16 protein-coding genes are annotated in these 17,593 nt (G+C 66.0%); 9 read left to right on the plus strand and 7 right to left on the minus strand.

Annotated features, from left to right (window positions below):
• The first annotated feature begins 24 nt into the window (after positions 1-24).
• Entirely contained in the window at positions 25-513 is a 489-nt protein-coding gene (locus B5X73_RS16710; protein WP_079522622.1) for an RDD family protein, read from the plus strand.
• Here the strand turns inward: B5X73_RS16710 and B5X73_RS20715 are convergent.
• Both B5X73_RS20715 and B5X73_RS16730 read right to left on the minus strand, forming a co-directional pair.
• On the minus strand, positions 506-2,518 hold the full coding sequence (locus tag B5X73_RS20715; RefSeq protein ID WP_139382816.1) for a hypothetical protein: 2,013 nt from the start codon (positions 2,516-2,518) through the stop codon (positions 506-508). The genes B5X73_RS16710 and B5X73_RS20715 overlap by 8 nt on opposite strands.
• 58 nt (positions 2,519-2,576) lie before the next feature.
• Positions 2,577-3,581, minus strand: a complete 1,005-nt coding sequence (locus tag B5X73_RS16730) for a hypothetical protein (RefSeq protein WP_079522626.1) — start codon at positions 3,579-3,581, stop codon at positions 2,577-2,579.
• A 183-nt stretch (positions 3,582-3,764) separates the two neighbouring features.
• Here B5X73_RS16730 and fusA point away from each other — a divergent pair, with 183 nt between their 5' ends.
• Entirely contained in the window at positions 3,765-5,804 is a 2,040-nt protein-coding gene (gene fusA / locus B5X73_RS16735) for an elongation factor G (RefSeq protein ID WP_079522663.1), read from the plus strand.
• A 94-nt stretch (positions 5,805-5,898) separates the two neighbouring features.
• Here fusA and B5X73_RS16740 read toward each other — a convergent pair whose 3' ends face one another.
• Positions 5,899-6,444, minus strand: coding sequence for a type 1 glutamine amidotransferase domain-containing protein (locus B5X73_RS16740; RefSeq protein ID WP_036110731.1), 546 nt, complete (start codon positions 6,442-6,444; stop codon positions 5,899-5,901).
• A 104-nt stretch (positions 6,445-6,548) separates the two neighbouring features.
• On the minus strand, positions 6,549-7,028 hold the full coding sequence (locus B5X73_RS16745) for an SET domain-containing protein (RefSeq protein WP_036110728.1): 480 nt from the start codon (positions 7,026-7,028) through the stop codon (positions 6,549-6,551).
• A 152-nt stretch (positions 7,029-7,180) separates the two neighbouring features.
• On the opposite strand from B5X73_RS16745, the gene B5X73_RS16750 reads away from it, so the two are divergent.
• The 3 genes from B5X73_RS16750 (at position 7,181) to B5X73_RS16760 (ending at position 10,064) form a co-directional block, all read left to right on the plus strand.
• Positions 7,181-7,681, plus strand: a complete 501-nt coding sequence (locus tag B5X73_RS16750; protein ID WP_079522627.1) for a hypothetical protein — start codon at positions 7,181-7,183, stop codon at positions 7,679-7,681.
• Between the two features lie 39 nt (positions 7,682-7,720).
• Positions 7,721-9,496, plus strand: coding sequence for an acyl-CoA dehydrogenase C-terminal domain-containing protein (locus B5X73_RS16755; protein WP_079522628.1), 1,776 nt, complete (start codon positions 7,721-7,723; stop codon positions 9,494-9,496).
• 91 nt (positions 9,497-9,587) lie between these two features.
• Positions 9,588-10,064, plus strand: coding sequence for a GNAT family N-acetyltransferase (locus B5X73_RS16760; RefSeq protein WP_036110721.1), 477 nt, complete (start codon positions 9,588-9,590; stop codon positions 10,062-10,064).
• A gap of 63 nt (positions 10,065-10,127) precedes the next feature.
• Here B5X73_RS16760 and B5X73_RS16765 read toward each other — a convergent pair whose 3' ends face one another.
• Complete coding sequence (locus tag B5X73_RS16765; protein WP_079522629.1) at positions 10,128-10,886, minus strand: SapC family protein; 759 nt, start codon at positions 10,884-10,886, stop codon at positions 10,128-10,130.
• Between the two features lie 269 nt (positions 10,887-11,155).
• Here B5X73_RS16765 and B5X73_RS16770 point away from each other — a divergent pair, with 269 nt between their 5' ends.
• Positions 11,156-11,758, plus strand: coding sequence for an HNH endonuclease (locus B5X73_RS16770; RefSeq protein WP_139382817.1), 603 nt, complete (start codon positions 11,156-11,158; stop codon positions 11,756-11,758).
• Positions 11,759-11,834: 76 nt separating this feature from the next.
• Positions 11,835-13,730 (plus strand): 1-deoxy-D-xylulose-5-phosphate synthase, encoded by a 1,896-nt coding sequence (gene dxs, locus B5X73_RS16775; RefSeq protein ID WP_036110713.1) that lies wholly within the window; start codon positions 11,835-11,837, stop codon positions 13,728-13,730.
• A 12-nt stretch (positions 13,731-13,742) separates the two neighbouring features.
• Here dxs and prmC read toward each other — a convergent pair whose 3' ends face one another.
• Positions 13,743-14,567, minus strand: a complete 825-nt coding sequence (prmC, locus tag B5X73_RS16780) for a peptide chain release factor N(5)-glutamine methyltransferase (protein ID WP_079522630.1) — start codon at positions 14,565-14,567, stop codon at positions 13,743-13,745.
• 66 nt (positions 14,568-14,633) lie between these two features.
• Here prmC and B5X73_RS16785 point away from each other — a divergent pair, with 66 nt between their 5' ends.
• Positions 14,634-15,491, plus strand: a complete 858-nt coding sequence (locus B5X73_RS16785; protein WP_079522631.1) for an alpha/beta hydrolase — start codon at positions 14,634-14,636, stop codon at positions 15,489-15,491.
• 142 nt (positions 15,492-15,633) lie between these two features.
• Positions 15,634-16,530 carry an alpha/beta hydrolase gene (locus B5X73_RS16790; RefSeq protein ID WP_079522632.1) on the plus strand — a complete coding sequence of 299 codons (897 nt, stop codon included), beginning with the start codon at positions 15,634-15,636 and terminating at the stop codon, positions 16,528-16,530.
• 65 nt (positions 16,531-16,595) lie between these two features.
• Here B5X73_RS16790 and B5X73_RS16795 read toward each other — a convergent pair whose 3' ends face one another.
• Positions 16,596-17,498 (minus strand): phytanoyl-CoA dioxygenase family protein, encoded by a 903-nt coding sequence (locus B5X73_RS16795; RefSeq protein WP_079522633.1) that lies wholly within the window; start codon positions 17,496-17,498, stop codon positions 16,596-16,598.
• Between the last annotated feature and the right edge of the window lie 95 nt (positions 17,499-17,593).

Genomic DNA, 17,593 nt, shown 5'->3' on the forward strand with positions numbered 1-17,593 from the left:
GCGTCGCCAACGCCGTGGAATCGCATGACTCCGACTTCGCCCGCTCCCGCATGGCGCCGCTTCGCGGCGATCGTCTACGACGCGCTCGCGGTCGTCGCCATCGTCATGGTGGTGGGCCTGCTCGCGCAGATGGTCACCGGCGGGAAGCTCTTCGACGAACACGGGCGGATGCTGACCTGGTGGTATCAGCCGCTACAGGGCCTCGTGGTGGGCGCTTATTTTCTGCTGTCGTGGGTTTCCGGCGGCCAGACGCTCGGCATGCGGCCGTGGCGCATCCGTGTCACGGACGCCAGCGGCGAGCCAGCGAGCTGGAAGCGCGGATCCGTGCGCCTCGTCATCGCGGCGCTTCCGCTCGCGCTCGTGCTGATTTTTCCGCTGACGTCGCTGAAGGCGGCCCTGTGGGCGCCGGTCATCGGGTGGGCGATCCTGCTGAGTCCCGCCTGGTTCGATCATCGGCGCCGCGCGATCCACGACATGGTCGCGGGCACCGAGATTCGCCGTCTGCCTACTTGAACTGATCGCTCGCGGGTACCCACGAGCCGGAATTCGCCGACGGCGCGGGCACGTTGATCTTGATCGACCCCTCGCAACCGGGTGGCAAGGGCCCGCCGGTGATGCGCGCCGTCGTGCAGAGCGCGGTGTTATCCAGTGCGACCGGTGCGGCGGCGACGGTGGAGCTGTTCGCGGGCGGCAGGTTCTCCGCCAGCGGCTTCGCCGGCGCCATGGTCTGCGTCTTCGCCACGGCGTCCTGACTGGCCGGCTTGGGCGGACCGTCGCCACCGCTGCAGCCCAGCGTCAGCAGGGAGATCGCATTCATTCCCGGATTGCCAGCCGCCTTGCTGCCGGCGTTACCCGGACCCGCCGTGCAATTGAGGCGGATGCCGCGAGGGAGCGGCACCGCGAACTTCACCGTCGTCGCCTCGACACCATGACGCACGGCCGTATCGACGGACGATTCGCCCTTGGGCGTCCAGGCGCCGTCGAAACGGGTCGCCTTGTAATCGATATGCACGCGCGCGCCGTTCTGCGGCAGGACGTTTCCGCGTGGCCTCAGCTCGGTGTACGCGCCGACCTGCCCCGCTTTTACGCCCTGCCCGCCAGCGACCCCGTCGCTGCGATCCGACGTGCCGTTGGCGCCGGTGACGCGGTCGCCTTCGTCCGCGCCCCTGGCCGCGCCCGGCTTGCCGGACTCCTGGTTCGCGCCAGGAGTGTTCGAGCCGGCGACGTTGGCGTCGCCGGGGGATGCCTTACCCGCCGACTGGCCTTGCACGGGCTCGGCCGCCTTGTTGTCACCCTGCTTGCCCTGGCTGGCGGCCGCCTGTGCCGTCGATTCACCGGCGGCCGTGTCGCCCGGGGCCTGACCAGGCGCCGATGGCGCCGTCTCGGCGCCGGCGACCGGACGCTGCATCTCACCCGGCGACACCGCCGGTGCCTGCACCGCCGGGCGGTCCACCGTAGCGACGGGTGCCGACACCGTCGGTCTGGCCGCCGCGTCCGGGAGCGGTACGGCCTCGAGATCGGCATCGGCCTCGACCGGCGGCGCGGTCACGGGCTGCACGGATACCTTCGGCGGAACGGGGCGCGTATCCATCGCCAGGTCGGGCTTCGGCGGCGCCACCGGCTCGGGAGCGACCTCGGGCAAGGGCACGTGCTGTGGCGTCGGCGGTGCGGCGCTTTCCTCCACGTCCGGACGAGGCACCGTCGCCAGCGTCATCGACGTTTTGGGAACGGGCGCCGTCCTTTCGGAGGTGATCGTGGGCGGCGTCGGCGTAACGGTCATCTGCGACGCTGGCGTCGGCGGAATCGCCAGCGAGGCCGGGGGAGGCATCGGCGCGAGGCCTTCCGCCTGCGGCGGACGCACGGGTTCCGGCTGGAATGTCGGGGGCACGACCTGGGGCCTGGGCGTATCCATCGCGAGATCCGGCGGTGCCTGAGCAGGAACCGGGACCTTCTCCAGTTCGGGCTGCGGTGGCGGCGCCTTGGGCTGAACCAAAGGGCGATCCGCGACTGCCGCCATGCTCGGCGGTGGCGCCGCCGGCTTTGGCGCGGCCTTCAACCTGGGGGCTTGTGCGGCCGGCACCGCCACGGCGGGGCGCGATGGCGTTTTCGCCGCCGCCACGGCCGCCGCGTGCGAACCCTGGGCCGCGCGGCTGGCTGCGGTGGACCACTTCGTGGTGTATTTGACCTTGGCCACGGCGGCCGTCGACGGCGTGCCGCGCACGGGTGGCTTCGGCGGTGGCGGCTTGTCGATGAGGCGTACCTGCAGGGCGTCCGGGTGCTCCGGTTCGGGCGGTGGCGGGAGAACGTCATACGCCGGCCCCAGGATCATCCCGAACAGAAACAACAGATGGATGACCAGCGTGCCGACCCAGCCTGCGATCCGGCGGCCGCTCGCCCGCGGCTTCTCACGCAGCAGACGACGGTAGACAAGCGCGTGCATCGCCGCCTCGCGCGGCGAGACGGGCAGCGATGTGGCGGCGTCGGGTCGCTCGCTGTCCGGGGGCAGAGTGTTCGGCATCGGGCGCTAGTGTCCACGCTGACGCCGCGCCGCACAATCGTGACGTGCGTTGCAGGCGTCAGTTACCGGTTCGGCGTGCGCGCTCGGCGTTTTCCTGATCCATCGCCTTCAGCGGCGTGTCGGTCGGGCAGCCCTCCTTGACCCGCTCGTCGGCACGGTACGCGGCGATGCATTCGGCTTCCGTGCGCTGAGGCGGCGCGCCCGGCAGATCCTTTACCAGCGGTGCATTCGCCATGTTCAGGCGTGTGTCGCCGTCCTTATGCGCGGCCTTCGAGGGGTCCTCGCCACCGCAGCCCACCGGCAGCACGAACAAGACGGTGGAGCAGTTCACCCGCGTGCCGTGACCGAGGTCGATGGTCTTCTTCACCGTGGTCTTCTCGATGACGCGGCGCATGCCCTGACTGACCACGTTCTCGTCGCGCGGTGCCCAGTCCTTCTCGAAGCGGGTCTGCGTGTAGGTGACCGTGGTCTTGTGCGACATCACGCTTGTGTTATCCGTCGGCCGGGGGGGCGTGTAGTCCGAGCCCGCCGGGTTCGCACCGCTCTTCGGCAGGGCAATCGAGCCGTCGGTGCCGAACAGGTCGGGCGCGGGCCGCGCATCGGAAGGCGTCGCGGCGGGCGCAGTGTCGGGCGACGGCGGTGCCTCCGGCTTCTTTTTCGGCGGCGGCTCGGGACGGGTAGCCTCCGGAGAGCGGACTTTCGGCGGCGGTTCGTTTACCGGCGGCGGCGGAGGTGCCTCCACCGCGGGCGCCGGCGCGGTCGGCTCGATGAAGCGCACCTCGAGTACGTCAGCCTTGTCCTGGGGGACGAAGAAGCCGACCTGGACCCGCGGCTCCATCTCGTAGCGGATGACCAGAATCAGCAGGACGTGGAAGACCAGGACCGCGGCAAGCGCCAGGATGAAACGCACCCGGTTCCGCGGCGGCGGCTGCCGTCGCATAGCCCTGAGGACGGCGAGCGTCTCCGGGTCCAGCGGCACCAGCCCATGCAGGCGCGACGACGCCTCCGGCTCCAGCCGGTGGGTGTCGACGAACGGCGGTGGCGCCTTGCCGGGGTATTGCACGCGGGGAAATATCCCTTGGGCTCGATGAAAAGTCGCAAATGTTAGCGGGGTACTGCTGAGTGCAACGTAAGCCCGGGCTTCAGACCGCGCGGCGCCCGGAAGATTCCCCTTGATTCTTCATCCCGGGAGGAGAAGGCTAGCGGTCTGGGGGGATCCTTCGTGTCACTGAAGGAGGGTCGCATCGTGTCGCCATCCACGGAACGCATCCGCAGCCTCGCCCTCGCCGGACACGCCGGCGCCGGCAAGACCACCCTGTTCGAAGCCATGCTCCACGCCGGCGGCGCATTGACCGCTATGGGCAGCGTGGAGCGAGGCAGTACCGTTTCCGATACCGATCCGATGGAGAAAGCGCGCGGGCATTCGATCGATGCCTCGATCGCCTCCATCGAGCGCAACGGCTATCGCATCCATCTGCTGGACACCCCCGGCTACGCCGACTTTCGAGGCCCGGCACTCGCGGCGCTCGCCGCCGCCGACACGGTAGCGATCGTCGTCAACGCGGCCAACGGCATCGAACACGGCACGCGCGCCATGATGACTTACGCGAAGGAGCGCCGGCTCGCACGCATCATCGTGGTCAATCGCATCGACGCCGAGGGCGCGGACCTCGCTCTGCTGGTGGACGATCTGCGTAACGAATTCGGGAACGAATGCCTTCCCCTCAACCTCCCCGCATCGCAGGGACACACCGTGTGCGACGCCTTTTTCCAGGCGACGGGAGAGACGGATTTCTCGTCCCCCGGAGAGGCACACCAGCGCATCATCGATCAGGTGGTCGAGATCGACGACGACGTGATGGCGCATTATCTCGACGAGGGCGAGTCGGCGTTGAGCACTACGGAAATGCGCAACGCGTTCGAGCACTGTCTCCGCGACGGTCATCTGGTGCCCATCGTCTTCACCGGCGCGCGCGACGGTATCGGCGTGAGTGAACTGCTGGAGATCGTGGAGCGTATTCTGCCCTGTCCCGGTGAAACGAATCCTCCCCCCTTCCATGACGACGCCGGCACGCGTTTCGAGGTGGCCGCCGATGCCGGAGGCCATGTGGTCGCCGACGTGTTCAAGATCATCAACGACCCCTTCGTCGGCAAGCTCGGCGTTTTTCGCGTCTGGCAGGGAACGGTGCGCCGGGATTCGCAACTGCTCGTCGACGACGGACGCAAGCCGTTCAAGGTGGCGCATCTGTTCCGCCTGAAGGGGCGTGAACATGTCGAAGTGGACGAAGCCCTGCCCGGTGACATTGCCGCGGTGGCGAAGGTCGAGGACATCCACTTCGACGCCGTGTTGCATGATGCCGCGGACGAAGCGGGCATCCATCTCGATTCGGCGCCGTTCCCGTCACCCATGTTCGGACTGGCGATCGAACCGGCACATAAGGGGCAGGAACAGAAACTGTCGCAGGCACTGGCGAGGCTCGCGGAAGAAGACCCCTGCTTCCGCGTCGAACATCACAAGGAGCTGAATGAGACCGTGGTGCGAGGTCTGTCAGACCTGCACCTGAAACTCATGATCGAACGGATGAAGTCGCGATATGACATCGACGTCGTTACGCACCCGCCGCGCATCGCCTACCGCGAGACCATCGGCGTGCGTGCCGAGGGCCATCATCGGCACAAAAAACAGACGGGCGGCGCGGGACAGTTCGCTGAAGTATTCCTGCGCGTGGAGCCAATGGAGCGCGGCATGGGCTTCATTTTCGCGGATGAGACCAGGGGCGGCGTCATCCCGAACCAGTTCATCCCCGCGATCGAGAAAGGTGTGCGCCAGGCACTGGAACTTGGAGCGTTGGCGGGATACCCGATGCAGGACCTGCGTGTGACCGTCTATGACGGCAAGCATCACCCGGTAGACTCGAAGGAAGTCGCCTTCATCAGCGCGGGGCGCAAGGCTTTTCTCGATGCCGCCTCACGAGCACGGCCACAGGTTCTGGAACCGGTGATGGACCTGGAGGTATCGATTCCGGATCGCTACGTCGGCGACGTGACAGGTGGGCTCGCCGCCAAGCGTGCACAGATCATCGGTACCGACGCGTCACGTGGCGGCGAGACGCTCATTCGTGCGCGCGTGCCCCTGGCGGAGCTCACCGACTATCCCACGCAGTTGAAGTCGACGACCGGGGGACTTGGGCGGTACGCCGTGGCGTTCAGTCACTACGACACGGCACCACTGGCCATCCAGCGGAAACTGGCGGAGCGGTGGAAGCCGCGGGAGGACGAGGATTGACCCGGAAGACCTCAGGCCAAGGCAGGTCGATCGCCGGCGGCGTCGGCTCCCGCCAGGGCTGGCTGCGAAAGCCAGCCCTGGCGGTGCTCACAGGTCAGGCAGCCACAGCCTTGATCAAGGCATCCGTAAACGCCGGAATATCATCCGGCTTGCGGCTGGTGATCAGGTTGCCGTCCTGGACGACCTGACTGTCTTCCCAGTTCGCACCCGCATTGACCAGATCCTGCTTCAGCGAAGGCCATGAAGTCAGCTTCTTGCCCTTTACCAGCCCGGCGTTGATCAGCGTCCACGGTCCATGACAAATCGCGGCGACGGGCTTGCCTGCGCCAGCGATCGCCTTGACCAGAGCCAGCACCTTCTCGTCCGTGCGCAGGTTGTCCGGATTGATCACGCCACCTGGAAGCACCAGTGCGTCGTACTTGCCGGCATCGGCGTCGTCGAGCCGTACGTCGACGTCGACGCTCTTGCCCCAGTCCTTCTTGTCCCAGCCTTTGATCTGCGTGGCATCGCCGGGCGATATGACGTCCACCGTCGCGCCGGCGGCTTCGAGAAGGCGCTTCGGCTCGGTCAGTTCGGACTGTTCGAAGCCGTCGGTGGCGATCACTGCGATACGACGACCGTCGAGAGATTGGCTTGCCATGATGATGATTCCTCGGAAAGGGTGTATTCCGAGGATCGATGGCGGAGCATGACCGGGGCGTCGCGCAGGCGTCGGCGCCCCGTGAGCAAACGTGAAGAGAAGGATCAGGCGGCCTTGCGCTTCGGCTTGAGCATCGTACCGATGCAGTTCGGCGAGCCGCACAGGCAGGCCCAGATCTTCTTCAGGCGCGCCGTATGCGGCATGTCCAGCGTGATGCCGTAGTCGTAGGTCAGCTCTTCGCCGGGCGCGATATCGCGGATGGCTTCGATCAGCACGCGGTCCTTCTTCGACGGCTTGCCTTCCACGGCTTCCTCAACCACGGCCTGGCAGTTGGGATCGCAGCCATGGTTGATCCAGCGCGCCGTATTGCCGTTGCTGTTGCCGTCGACGATGAACTTCTCGTTCAGCGTGAAGAGGAAGGTGTGTCCTGTCTCGCCACCGTCGCCGTACTTCTTGTCGGCCTGGGCGTGGGTGATGATGTCGCCCTTGTATTCGACGATCTCGTCGCCGGCCTTGATGGGCGCGGTGGCGAAGACGCCGTTTCCGTGGATGGGCGAACGTCGTGCGGCGATGCGTCGGGTCATAGGGAGAATCGATGGTCTTGGATGATGATCGCTGATGATGCCTGCTCGCTCGCCGCTTGGGAACCGCGTTTCAAACGCACGTCTCGCGCGCATGCATGCCCGGCGCTACCATCCGACACCTGTTCGACGCACCCATGCCGGAAGCCCAGGGAATGATCTCGACCGTCCGCAACTCGTTCGTACGCATCGCGCTGCTTCTCGGCGTGGCCACGCTCGCCGCCTGCGGCCCCGCGAAAAAGAGTGTTTTTCCGCCGTCGGTGACCTTGCAGGAAGTCACCGCCAGGCCGGGCGGCGTCTGGCACCTGACCCTGCGCGTCCGCAACAACAGTTACGGCGGCATGTCGTTCGAGGCGTTCCAGGGCACCCTGCAGGTGGGCAACCTCGCCGGGGTGTTGCTCGATGCGAAGGTCGATCAGGACATCCCGTCGTTCGCCGCCGACGTGGCGAAAATCGATCTTTTGCCGACACCGGACATGTCGAAAGCGCTGGCCGAACTGGCCGCTAAAGGCAGCTCCGGCTCGTTGCCCTATGCCATCGAAGGAACGATCACCGCCCTCCCGGAGCAGGAAAAGAAGCCCCGCACCTTCGAGGTGCACGGACGCAACTGGCTGTCGCCGGTACCCGGCATCCCCGATACCTATCGCTCTCCCTGACCTCACCCAGCCGCGCCCGCCGCGACGCCAGGATTCGCCATGACGATCTACAAAGCCCCCCTCGACGACATGCGCTTCGCGCTTTACGACGTACTCGGCGCCGAAGCCGTGCTCGCCCGGCTGGAAGGCGGCGAGGGCCACACGCGCGACTTGCTCGATGCCGTGCTCGATGAGGCCGCCCGCTTCAACGAGCAGGTGCTCGCACCCCTGAACGCGAGCGGCGACCAGGAAGGCTGCCATTACGACAAGGCCACCGCGTCGGTCACCACGCCCAAAGGCTTCAAGGAAGCCTACCGCCAGTACGCGGAAGGCGGCTGGGCTGGTCTCACCGCGCACGAGAAGTTCGGCGGCCAGGGCCTGCCCGCCGTGCTGGGCGCAATGACCAAGGAAATGATCGACTCGGCCAACCTGGCCTGGGGCATCTACCCCCTGCTCTCGCACGGCGCCACCGACGCCCTCGAGCACCACGGTGACGCATGGCAGCAGGAAACCTTCCTGAAGCCGCTGATCGAAGGTCGCTGGACCGGCACCATGTGTCTCACCGAGCCGCAGGCCGGGTCGGATCTGGGCCTGCTGAAGACCCGCGCCGAGCCGAACGAGGACGGCAGCTACCGCGTTACCGGGACCAAGATCTTCATCAGCGCGGGCGAACACGATTTCGCCGAGAACATCATCCACCTCGTGCTCGCGCGGCTTCCCGACGCGCCGGCCGGCAGCCGGGGCATCTCGATGCTGGTCGTGCCGAAGTTCAAGGTAGGCAAAGACGGCAGCCTCGGCGAGCGCAACGCCGTCGCCGCCGGCGCCATCGAACACAAGATGGGCATCCGGGGCTCGGCCACCTGCGTGATGAACTTCGACGAGGCCGAAGGCTGGCTGATCGGTCCCGCCCACAAGGGTCTGGTGGCGATGTTCACCATGATGAATGCCGCGCGGCTCGCCGTCGGCATCCAGGGTCTTGCAGTGTCCGAGCGCGCCCTGCAGAACAGCCTCAACTACGCCCGTGAGCGCCTGCAGATGCGTGCGCTGTCCGGTGCGAAACTGCCCGACAAGCCGGCCGATCCGCTCACCGTGCATCCCGACGTGCGCCGCATGCTGCTGACCCAGCGTGCCTTCGTCGAAGGTGGCCGCGTGCTCGCCGCCTACGCCGCGCTGCAGAGCGACATCGAGTCGCGCGATGCGGATCCGCAGGCGCGCAAGGAAGCCGGTGAACTGCTGTCCTTCCTGATTCCGATCGCCAAGGGCCTGCTCACCGAAGCCGCGCAGGAATGCACCAAGGAAGCCCTGCAGATCTTCGGCGGTCACGGCTATATCGCCGAGCACGGCATGGAGCAGTTCGTCCGCGATGCGCGCATCATCACCTTGTACGAAGGCACCACGCAGATCCAGGCGCTGGACCTGCTCGGCCGCAAGGTCATGCAGCTGCAGGGCGCCGGTCTGAAGCATTTCCTCGGTGAGATTTCGGCGTTCTGCCAGGCGCACCAGACCACGGAAAGCGTCAAGGCTTTCATCGGGCCTCTCGCCGTGGCGACCAAGACCTGGGGCGATCTGACCCAGGCGATCGCCCAGAGCGCACAGGCCAACCCGGAGGAGCTGGGCGCGGCCGCGGTGGATTATCTCTATCTGTCGGGCTATGTGACCCTGGCTTACTGCTGGGCACGCAGCGTACTCGCCGCCGAGGGGTCACACCTCTCCGCGGATGCGAAGCAGGCCAAGCGCGACACGGCCACGTTCTATTTCAGCCGCATCCTGCCGCGTATCCACGTGCACAAGGCGGCGATCGAGGCAGGCGTGGCGACGTTGCCGGAACTGCTGTAACCCGCTGGAGGGTGGCGGGGGTTTCCCCGCCACCCCCGAAGGTGTAGAAAAGGCTCTGGCCAGCCTTCCCACCGCGACGGTGCCCGACCCGATGAGCGACTCTCCGTTTCTGATCCGTCTCGCCGAGAGCGACGATGACGAGTTCATCCTTGGCCTGCTCCACCGTTTCGTCGACTTCCCGCTGCCCAACGGGCGCAGCAAGACCGATTGCCTCAAGGGCATCGAGTCGGACCTGGTCAGACACCTCGACGAACAACCGTCCAACAGCTACATCTTCGTCGCCGAGAACGAAGACGGTGACCCTGTGGGCTTCGTGCATCTTCAGAAAACCAAGGACTTCTTCACGCATCGCGACAACTGCCATATCTCCGATATCGCGGTGGCGAAAGAACACGAGGGCGAAGGCGTCGGTACCTTCCTGCTCGACCACGCCTACGCCTGGGCCAAGGACCATCGCTGCCAGTTTGTAACGCTGGCCGTGTTCCCCGGCAACGAGCGGGCCCGCGACATGTATGTGAAGCATGGCTTCGATACGGACCTGATACGGCTGGCGAAGCCGGTTCGCTGATCGAGGCGGTGGAACGAAAAAGGCCACCCTCGCGGGTGGCCTTTTTTTGATGGAGCCAGACAATCAGACCGTGGGGGTCGTGACTTCTTTCTGCTCGCGCGTGTCGAGACGCGCGGCCATGCGGTCGATGTTGGCCAGCGACACCAGGTGCGCGTAGATCCAGCCGAAGGCGCCTTCGCGGAGGAATTCACCGGCGACCTTCTCGTCGAGGCCGCGCAGCTTCTCTTCGTTGATGACGAACAGGCCGTTGAGGTTGATGCCCTTGCCTTCCTTCTGCAAGGTGATGGTGCGCGGCTCGAGCAGGTCGTGCTCGCGGAGCTTGCCCATGAACCACTGCGTACGGGCGACGTGGTCCTGGAACTCGCCGAGGAAATTCACGGCATTGGTCAGCGCCGGCGCGTCGGTGCCGTCTTCGTTGAACAGACGCTCACCTTCGGTTTCGTTGAAGCCTTCGTAGGCCTCGTCGAGGAAAACGGTGAAGTCGTCGCCTTCGGCACCGGCCGGCTTCTCGGCCAGCACGAACGGATAGCGGCGGACGAACGCCGGGATGTACATGCCCTGTTCCCAGAAGCCGTTCTCACCGACCAGCAGGTTCTCGCCCTGACGCAGGCCGAGGAGGGCCATCGGGCCGGCCTCTTCCATGGTGTTGCCAGCGAAGAGGATCGGGAAGTCACGCGCGGCGGGCGCGAACTCGACGCCGGTCAGGGGCACGGAGTGCGCCGTGGCCGCGAAACGGATGTTGTTCACCGCCTTGAGACGGAGATCGCGATGCGCCGTGCGATTCAGGGGAACCGGACGCTCGTAGAAAAGCACTTCTGCCACTGAGAAACCCTCATGGACCCGCCGGACCTGGGAAGCCACCCCGGCCCCCCTTCCAAACCCGCGCAGGCGTTAACGAACCCCCACTATATCAGCGCTTCATGACCGCTACAGCCCCGCAAGAACCGTACCGGGCGTGCGCGATTCCGTCGCAATAATGGGCTATGCTCGGGCGAACGCCTCCCAGGAGGCGGGATCGGCCCCCCGATCCGCACGGAGTTCGGCTTGCTGGAACGCTCTTTCGCTTTAGTGAAGGACGAGACCCGATGACGATGGAAGTGCTCCAAGAGGACCTGCCGAGGGTAAGCGCGCTGCATACGACGCGCGTGCTGTCGCTCGACGCGGCGGGCCGCATCCTGGACTGGATCAGCTGGCAGGACGCCGTCTGCCTGTATGTCCGCGGCGTGGTGGCCTGGACACTGGGCGACGCCTGCCTCACCGTCCACGGCGGGATGAACCGGGCGCTCGGCATGCAGAGCAGCCTCGAGCTTCACCCCATCGTGGCCAGCACCGGCCACTGCCGAGAACACGCCGTCGATCCGGCGCCGGCGCTGACCAACACGGCCCTCTTCGCCCGCGACCGGCACATCTGTCTCTACTGCGGTCACCACTACACCCGCCACGAACTCACCCGCGACCACGTGCTGCCCTTGTCCAAGAAGGGCGCAGACGAGTGGGAGAACGTGGTCAGCGCCTGCCTGGCCTGCAATCTGCGCAAGAGCAACCGTACCCCGCAGCAGGCCCGCATGCCGCTTCTGGCCGTGCCCTACCGGCCCAGCTGGGTGGAGCACCTGATCCTTTCCAACCGCAATATCCTGGCCGACCAGATGGAATTTCTGGTCAGCCATCTGCCACGGGATCGACGCCCCGCCTGAATCCCGCCCGCCTTTGCCCGCAAGGTTTCACACGTCGTCCCTTGCCCCCGCCCCTCCGTAGGCGAACAATAGGCGGATGAACGACCTCTCCCGCTACCCTTATCTGGCGCAGATCGACTCGCCGGAGGATCTCCGGCGTTTCCCGGAAGATGAACTTCCGGCGATCGCCGACGAACTGCGCCGGTACCTGATCGAGGCCGTCGCCTCGTCGGGCGGTCACTTCGGCGCGGGACTGGGCGTCGTCGAGCTCACGGTCGCCCTGCACCACGTGCTCGATACCCCGCGAGACCGCCTCGTCTGGGATGTGGGTCACCAGTGTTACCCGCACAAGATCCTGACCGGCCGCCGCGACCGCATCACCACGATCAAGAAGAAGGACGGCCTGGCTCCCTTCCCCCGCCGCGAGGAAAGCGAGTACGACACCTTCGGCGTCGGGCATTCGTCCACGTCCATTTCGGCCGCGCTGGGTATGGCGATCGCTCTGCAGCGCCGAGGCGACCACCGCAAGGTCGTCGCCGTCATCGGCGACGGCGCGATGACCGCCGGCATGGCCTTCGAGGCCCTGAACCACGGCGGCGACGTCGAGCCGAACATGCTGGTGATCCTCAACGACAACGGCATGTCGATCAGCGAAAACGTCGGCGCGATGACCAAGATGATGGCCCGCGCCATGTCCAGCCGCACGCTCAACGCCTGGCGGGAGCGGGCCAAGAAGGCCATGCCGAGGGAGTCGTTCTTCGGCCGTTTCTTCAAGCGCTGGGAAGAACACGCCAAGGGCATGTTCGTGCCGTCGACGCTGTTCGAGGAACTGGGCTTCCACTACACGGGTCCCATCGACGGGCACAACATGGCGCAGCTGGTCCAGGCCCTGGAGACCGCCAAGGACCTCCCCGGCCCGCAGCTCGTCCACGTGATGACGACCAAGGGCAAGGGCTACGAGCCTGCCGAAAAAGGTCCGATCGAATACCACGCCGTAGGTCCGTTCGACCCGGTGGCCGGTCTTGTCAAGAAGAGCGCGCCCGCCAAACCGACCTATACCGATATCTTCGGCGACTGGCTGTGCGACATGGCGGCCGCCGACGAGCGCTTGCTCGGCATCACCCCGGCGATGCGCGAAGGCTCCGGCCTGGTGCGTTTCTCGAAGGAATACCCGCAGCGTTATTTCGACGTGGCCATCGCCGAGCAGCATGCGGTCACGCTTGCCGCGGGCATGGCGGTCGAGGGTGCGAAGCCCGTCGTGGCGATCTATTCCTCGTTCCTGCAGCGCGCCTACGATCAGGCCATCCACGACGTCGCCCTGCAGAACCTCGATGTCACCTTCGCGGTCGACCGCGCGGGTGTGGTCGGTCCGGACGGCGCCACGCACGCGGGCAGTTTCGATCTGTCTTTCATGCGCTGCCTGCCGAACATGGTGATCATGGCGCCGGCCGACGAGAACGAATGCCGCATCATGCTGAGCACGGGCTATCAGTACCACGGCCCAGCCGCCATTCGCTATCCGCGCGGTACCGGTCCGGGCGCGAAGATGGTCGAGGCGCTGGAGACGTATCCGATCGGCAAGGCCGAAGTGCGCCGTCGCGGGCACCACGGTCTGGCGATTCTTTCCTTCGGCACGATGCTGGCACCTGCCGCTGTTATCGCCGCGGAGACTGATGCCACGTTGGTGAACATGCGCTTCGTGAAACCACTGGATGAGGAACTCATCCTCGAGATGGCGCGGACGCACAAAGCATTCGTCACCATCGAGGACAATGCCATCGCCGGTGGTGCCGGTGCGGGCGTGGCCGAATTGCTGGCAGCCAATGGCGTGACGTTGCCGATCCTGCATCTGGGGCTGCCGGACGCTTATCTCGAACACGGTAGCCGCGAGGAAGTCCTCACGATGGCCGGACTCGACCTGCCGCAGATCCGCAGCGCGATCGTTGCGCGGTTTCCGCAGTTCGTGGCGACGGAAGTGGCCAGCGCGGGCTGAGGCTGGCCGGACTTATCGGGCGACCGACTTCGCCCCGCTCACACGGTCCCGCGCCTCCAGATCCTGGGCGGTGAAGACGTCCGCCAGACCCTCGCGTTCAAGCACGGCGCGCGCGGCGTCGCCCTGGTTCCATCCGTGTTCCATCAGCAGCCAGCCACCGTCGACAAGATGCGCGGATGCGCCGGAGGCGATGCGCCGGATGTCGTCGAGACCGTCCTCCCCTGAAGCGAGCGCGCTTGACGGCTCGAAACGCAGGTCGCCCTGCCCGAGATGCGCGTCGCTTGACTCGATATACGGAGGATTGCTGACGATGACGTCGAAACGCTCGTCAACCACCGCGGAATACCAGTTGCTGGCAGCGAAGCGTACGCGCTGCAGACCGTGGCGCTCCGCGTTTCGCCGGGCGACAACCAGCGCCGGCTCGCTGAAGTCGACGGCCGTGACCGAAGCATCGGGACGTTCCTTCGCCACGGCGAGGGCGATCGCCCCGCTGCCCGTACCGAGGTCGAGCACGCGTCCTCCCGCAGGCAGTCGCTCCAGAACGAGCTCCACCAGAAGCTCGGTTTCCGGCCTCGGTATCAACGTGGCGGGCCCTACCTCCAGGGTCATCGACCAGAAGTCCCGCGTGCCCGTGATGTAAGCGACCGGCTCGCCTTCCGCACGTCGGCGCACGAGCCCTCCGAAAGCCGCAGTGGCGTCGGTGCCGAGTTCGTCATCGGCATGCGCAAAGAACCACGCGCGATTCACCCCCAGCACATGGGCTAGCAGCAGCTCGGCCTCGAGTCGGTCGCCAAGGGCCTCGGCGGCCTGGCGCAGGATCGTGCGGACATCGGTCATGTCCGGATTCTAGCCGCTGGACCGCAGGAAGGCCTATGCAAGGCGCCCACGGCTACAATCCCGCTCATGTCCCTTCGCGCCTTCATCCTTCTGTTCGTTGTGCTCCTCGGCGGCTGCAAGTCGGCGTTCTTCGGCGCGATGAATGCTCGCCAGTCCACCGATGGCGTCGTGGCACATCGCGATCTCGTTTACGACCGCGCACTGAATATCGCACTGGACGTCTACGCTCCGGCGCAGGCGACCCACGCGCCCGTCGTCGTTTACTTCTACGGCGGCAGCTGGATGAGCGGGAAGCGCCAGTGGTTCCGCTGGGTGGGCGAGGCACTGGCCGCTCGCGGCATCGTGACAATCGTTGCCGACGTCCGGCTCTGGCCGGCCGCGCGACAGGATGGCTTTCTGCATGATGGTGCGGAAGCCGTGCGCTGGGCACACGACCACGCCGGGGAATTCGGTGGCGATCCGCACGACGAGTTCGTGATGGGTCATTCGTCGGGCGGACAGGTTGCCGCGATGCTCGCTGTCGACAAGCAGTGGCTTGGTGCGGTCGGTATGCGCCCGCGCGACCTCGCCGGGTTCATCGGCGTCGCCGGCACCTATGACTTCATTCCTTTCGACGAACCCGAGTTCGCGGACATCTTCGGACACACGCCTGCCGAGCAGGCGCGTTCGCAGCCGATCAACTTCGTGGATGGTGACGAGCCGCCCGCGCTTCTGCTGCAGGGGGAGAAGGATACGATCGTCTCGCCGGCGGAGGCCGTCGCGTTCGAGGGGCGTTACCGGCAGCAGGGGGAGCCCGTCGAACTGAAGCTCTATCCCGCCGTGGGCCATGAGGGGCTCTTGCTGGCACTCGGGCCGCGGCAGCGGTCGGCTTCGGTGCTGGCGGACACCGTGGATTTTATCCGGCGGCATCCGGCGGCGCACTGAGGGCATCGCCAGCCGGGCTGGCTCCCACCGGGTATGGAATCACTGGGGTATGGAATCACCGGGGTTCTGAATCACAGCGGTGTGGAAGCACGGCGGACGTGGCGCTGCATCCGTTTTCACGGGCGGTCCGTAGAGTGCTTACATGACCCGACTCTTCCTCGTTTCTCTCGGCGCCCTGCTCCTTTCCGGCTGCCAGTCCGCTCTGTTCGGTGTGATCAATGCACGCCAGTCGTCCACCGGCGTCGTTGCGCACCACGACATCGTCTACGACCCGTCGGACGGGCTGGCGCTGGATGTGTACGGCCCCGTCGATGCGAAGAACGCGCCCGTGGTGGTGTTCCTCTACGGCGGCAGCTGGAAGAGCGGCAAGCGGCAGTGGTACCGCTGGGTGGGCGAGGCGCTGGCGTCGCGGGGCATCGTCACCGTGGTACCCGACTATCGCCTGTGGCCGAAGGTAAAACTGGACGGGTTCGTCGGCGATGCGGCAAAGGCCGTCCGCTGGACGCACGATCGCATCGGCACCTATGGCGGTGACACCGGGCGCGTCTTCGTGATGGGCCATTCCGCAGGCGGGCACATCGCCGCGCTGCTGGCCGCGGATGCGCGCTGGCTTGGCGCGGTCGGCATGAAGCCGCGGGATCTGTCCGGCTTTATCGGGCTGGCCGGGCCGTACGACTTCCTGCCGCTGAAGGACGACGACTTCATCGACATGTTCGGCCATACACCGGCCGAACAGGCGCGCTCGCAACCGGTGAATTTCGTCGATGGCGACGAGCCCCCCGCCTTGCTTCTGCAAGGTCAGGACGATTCGACCGTGCGGCCGTCAAATGCGCTTTCCCTGCAGCGGCGTTACGAGGCCCAGGGTGAATCGGTAGTGGTGAAGCTCTACCCCGACATGGGGCACATGGGCATTCTGTTCGCGCTGCGCGGCGGGAAGAAAGCCCCGCCGGTGCTGGATGATGTCGTGCATTTCGTCGGGAGCCCGTCGCCAGCGACGCCGGTTGCCGCCAGCGTGCGGACGCCGCATCACGCGAAGTGACGTCGATCGGAGCGGCTCGGATGGGAACCATCCCGACGGCGATACAGGCCGCAACGACGCCGCTATCAGCGCGCCTTCATTACATCCCGCCCTTCGGCATTTCCACCGCGCGCCGCGTCGAGCACTTCCGGGTACGGATAATTCAGTCCCAGTAGCTGCCTGACGTCCGCGCTGGCGTTCTTTACGAACTCGGCAGGCAAGGCTGCGGGGATGTCCTCCATCGGCTTGATGAACTTCGGCAGGTACTGCGTGATGATCGCCGTACGGTCGATAGTGCTCCGGTTGGGCATCGCGCAATGCCACACCGCGCCGAAGAAGATCACCGTATCGCCCGGCTCGCCGAGCATGCGTTCGCACCGGTCGAAGAAACGATCGCTCTCATCCGGGTAATGCAGCTGACGCTGCGAACCCGGTACATAGGCGGTCGCTCCGGTCTCCTCGGTGAACGGATCGAGCATGATCGTCGCCTGCGCGTTCAGCGGAAACGTCGAGTTGAGACGCACGGGATGCGTCTGCGGCGAGTGGTAATCCCAGTACGGATAATCGATATGGGGCTCCTGCCCGGGGCCGCCGGGAAGAATGCGATTGGCCGCGATCGAGCCCATGATGAACTCGCTGCCGATGAAGGCGCGCATGACCTTCATGATCGCCGGATGCGCCGCCATCCGCGAGAAGATCTCGCCCTTCGCGAGCAGATTCCATACGCGACGCTGCAGATTGATCCGCCCCGCCCGCTCGGCATCGCCCTGAAAATGCGTGACCTTTCCGCCACGGTCATCCGCGTTCGATTCGCGCATGACGATAGCGCGGGCCTCGGCGATCTCGTCAGCGCTGAACAGCCCCCGCAAGGTCACTGCGCCGATGCCGTCGAGCAGTTCGTTGACGATGAGGCCCGTATCCAGCGTGTCTTCGGTGAAGACGCGCGGAACGATGGACGGTCGGCGATCGGTCTGGAAGGAGGCATTCATGCGGACTCCTGCGCGGTGCGCGTTGTGGGAGGACCGGCGAGGTACCGGCTCGGTACTACGCTAGGCCGATTTGCAAGCGCTTGCAAACTGCATTG

This window comes from Luteibacter sp. 22Crub2.1, from assembly GCF_900167995.1.
Taxonomy (GTDB): Bacteria; Pseudomonadota; Gammaproteobacteria; order Xanthomonadales; family Rhodanobacteraceae; genus Luteibacter; species Luteibacter mycovicinus.

What these genes read in the sequence shown, in the direction of transcription:
- B5X73_RS16750 (WP_079522627.1), top strand. Translation starts at nt 7,181, where the DNA reads ATGATCTCGACCGTCCGCAACTCGTTCGTACGCATCGCGCTGCTTCTC.
- B5X73_RS16745 (WP_036110728.1), bottom strand. Translation starts at nt 7,028, where the DNA reads ATGACCCGACGCATCGCCGCACGACGTTCGCCCATCCACGGAAACGGC.
- B5X73_RS16740 (WP_036110731.1), bottom strand. Translation starts at nt 6,444, where the DNA reads ATGGCAAGCCAATCTCTCGACGGTCGTCGTATCGCAGTGATCGCCACC.
- B5X73_RS20715 (WP_139382816.1), bottom strand. Translation starts at nt 2,518, where the DNA reads ATGCCGAACACTCTGCCCCCGGACAGCGAGCGACCCGACGCCGCCACA.
- B5X73_RS16795 (WP_079522633.1), bottom strand. Translation starts at nt 17,498, where the DNA reads ATGAATGCCTCCTTCCAGACCGATCGCCGACCGTCCATCGTTCCGCGC.
- B5X73_RS16755 (WP_079522628.1), top strand. Translation starts at nt 7,721, where the DNA reads ATGACGATCTACAAAGCCCCCCTCGACGACATGCGCTTCGCGCTTTAC.
- B5X73_RS16710 (WP_079522622.1), top strand. Translation starts at nt 25, where the DNA reads ATGACTCCGACTTCGCCCGCTCCCGCATGGCGCCGCTTCGCGGCGATC.
- B5X73_RS16760 (WP_036110721.1), top strand. Translation starts at nt 9,588, where the DNA reads ATGAGCGACTCTCCGTTTCTGATCCGTCTCGCCGAGAGCGACGATGAC.
- B5X73_RS16790 (WP_079522632.1), top strand. Translation starts at nt 15,634, where the DNA reads ATGACCCGACTCTTCCTCGTTTCTCTCGGCGCCCTGCTCCTTTCCGGC.
- B5X73_RS16785 (WP_079522631.1), top strand. Translation starts at nt 14,634, where the DNA reads ATGTCCCTTCGCGCCTTCATCCTTCTGTTCGTTGTGCTCCTCGGCGGC.
- prmC (WP_079522630.1), bottom strand. Translation starts at nt 14,567, where the DNA reads ATGACCGATGTCCGCACGATCCTGCGCCAGGCCGCCGAGGCCCTTGGC.
- dxs (WP_036110713.1), top strand. Translation starts at nt 11,835, where the DNA reads ATGAACGACCTCTCCCGCTACCCTTATCTGGCGCAGATCGACTCGCCG.
- B5X73_RS16770 (WP_139382817.1), top strand. Translation starts at nt 11,156, where the DNA reads ATGGAAGTGCTCCAAGAGGACCTGCCGAGGGTAAGCGCGCTGCATACG.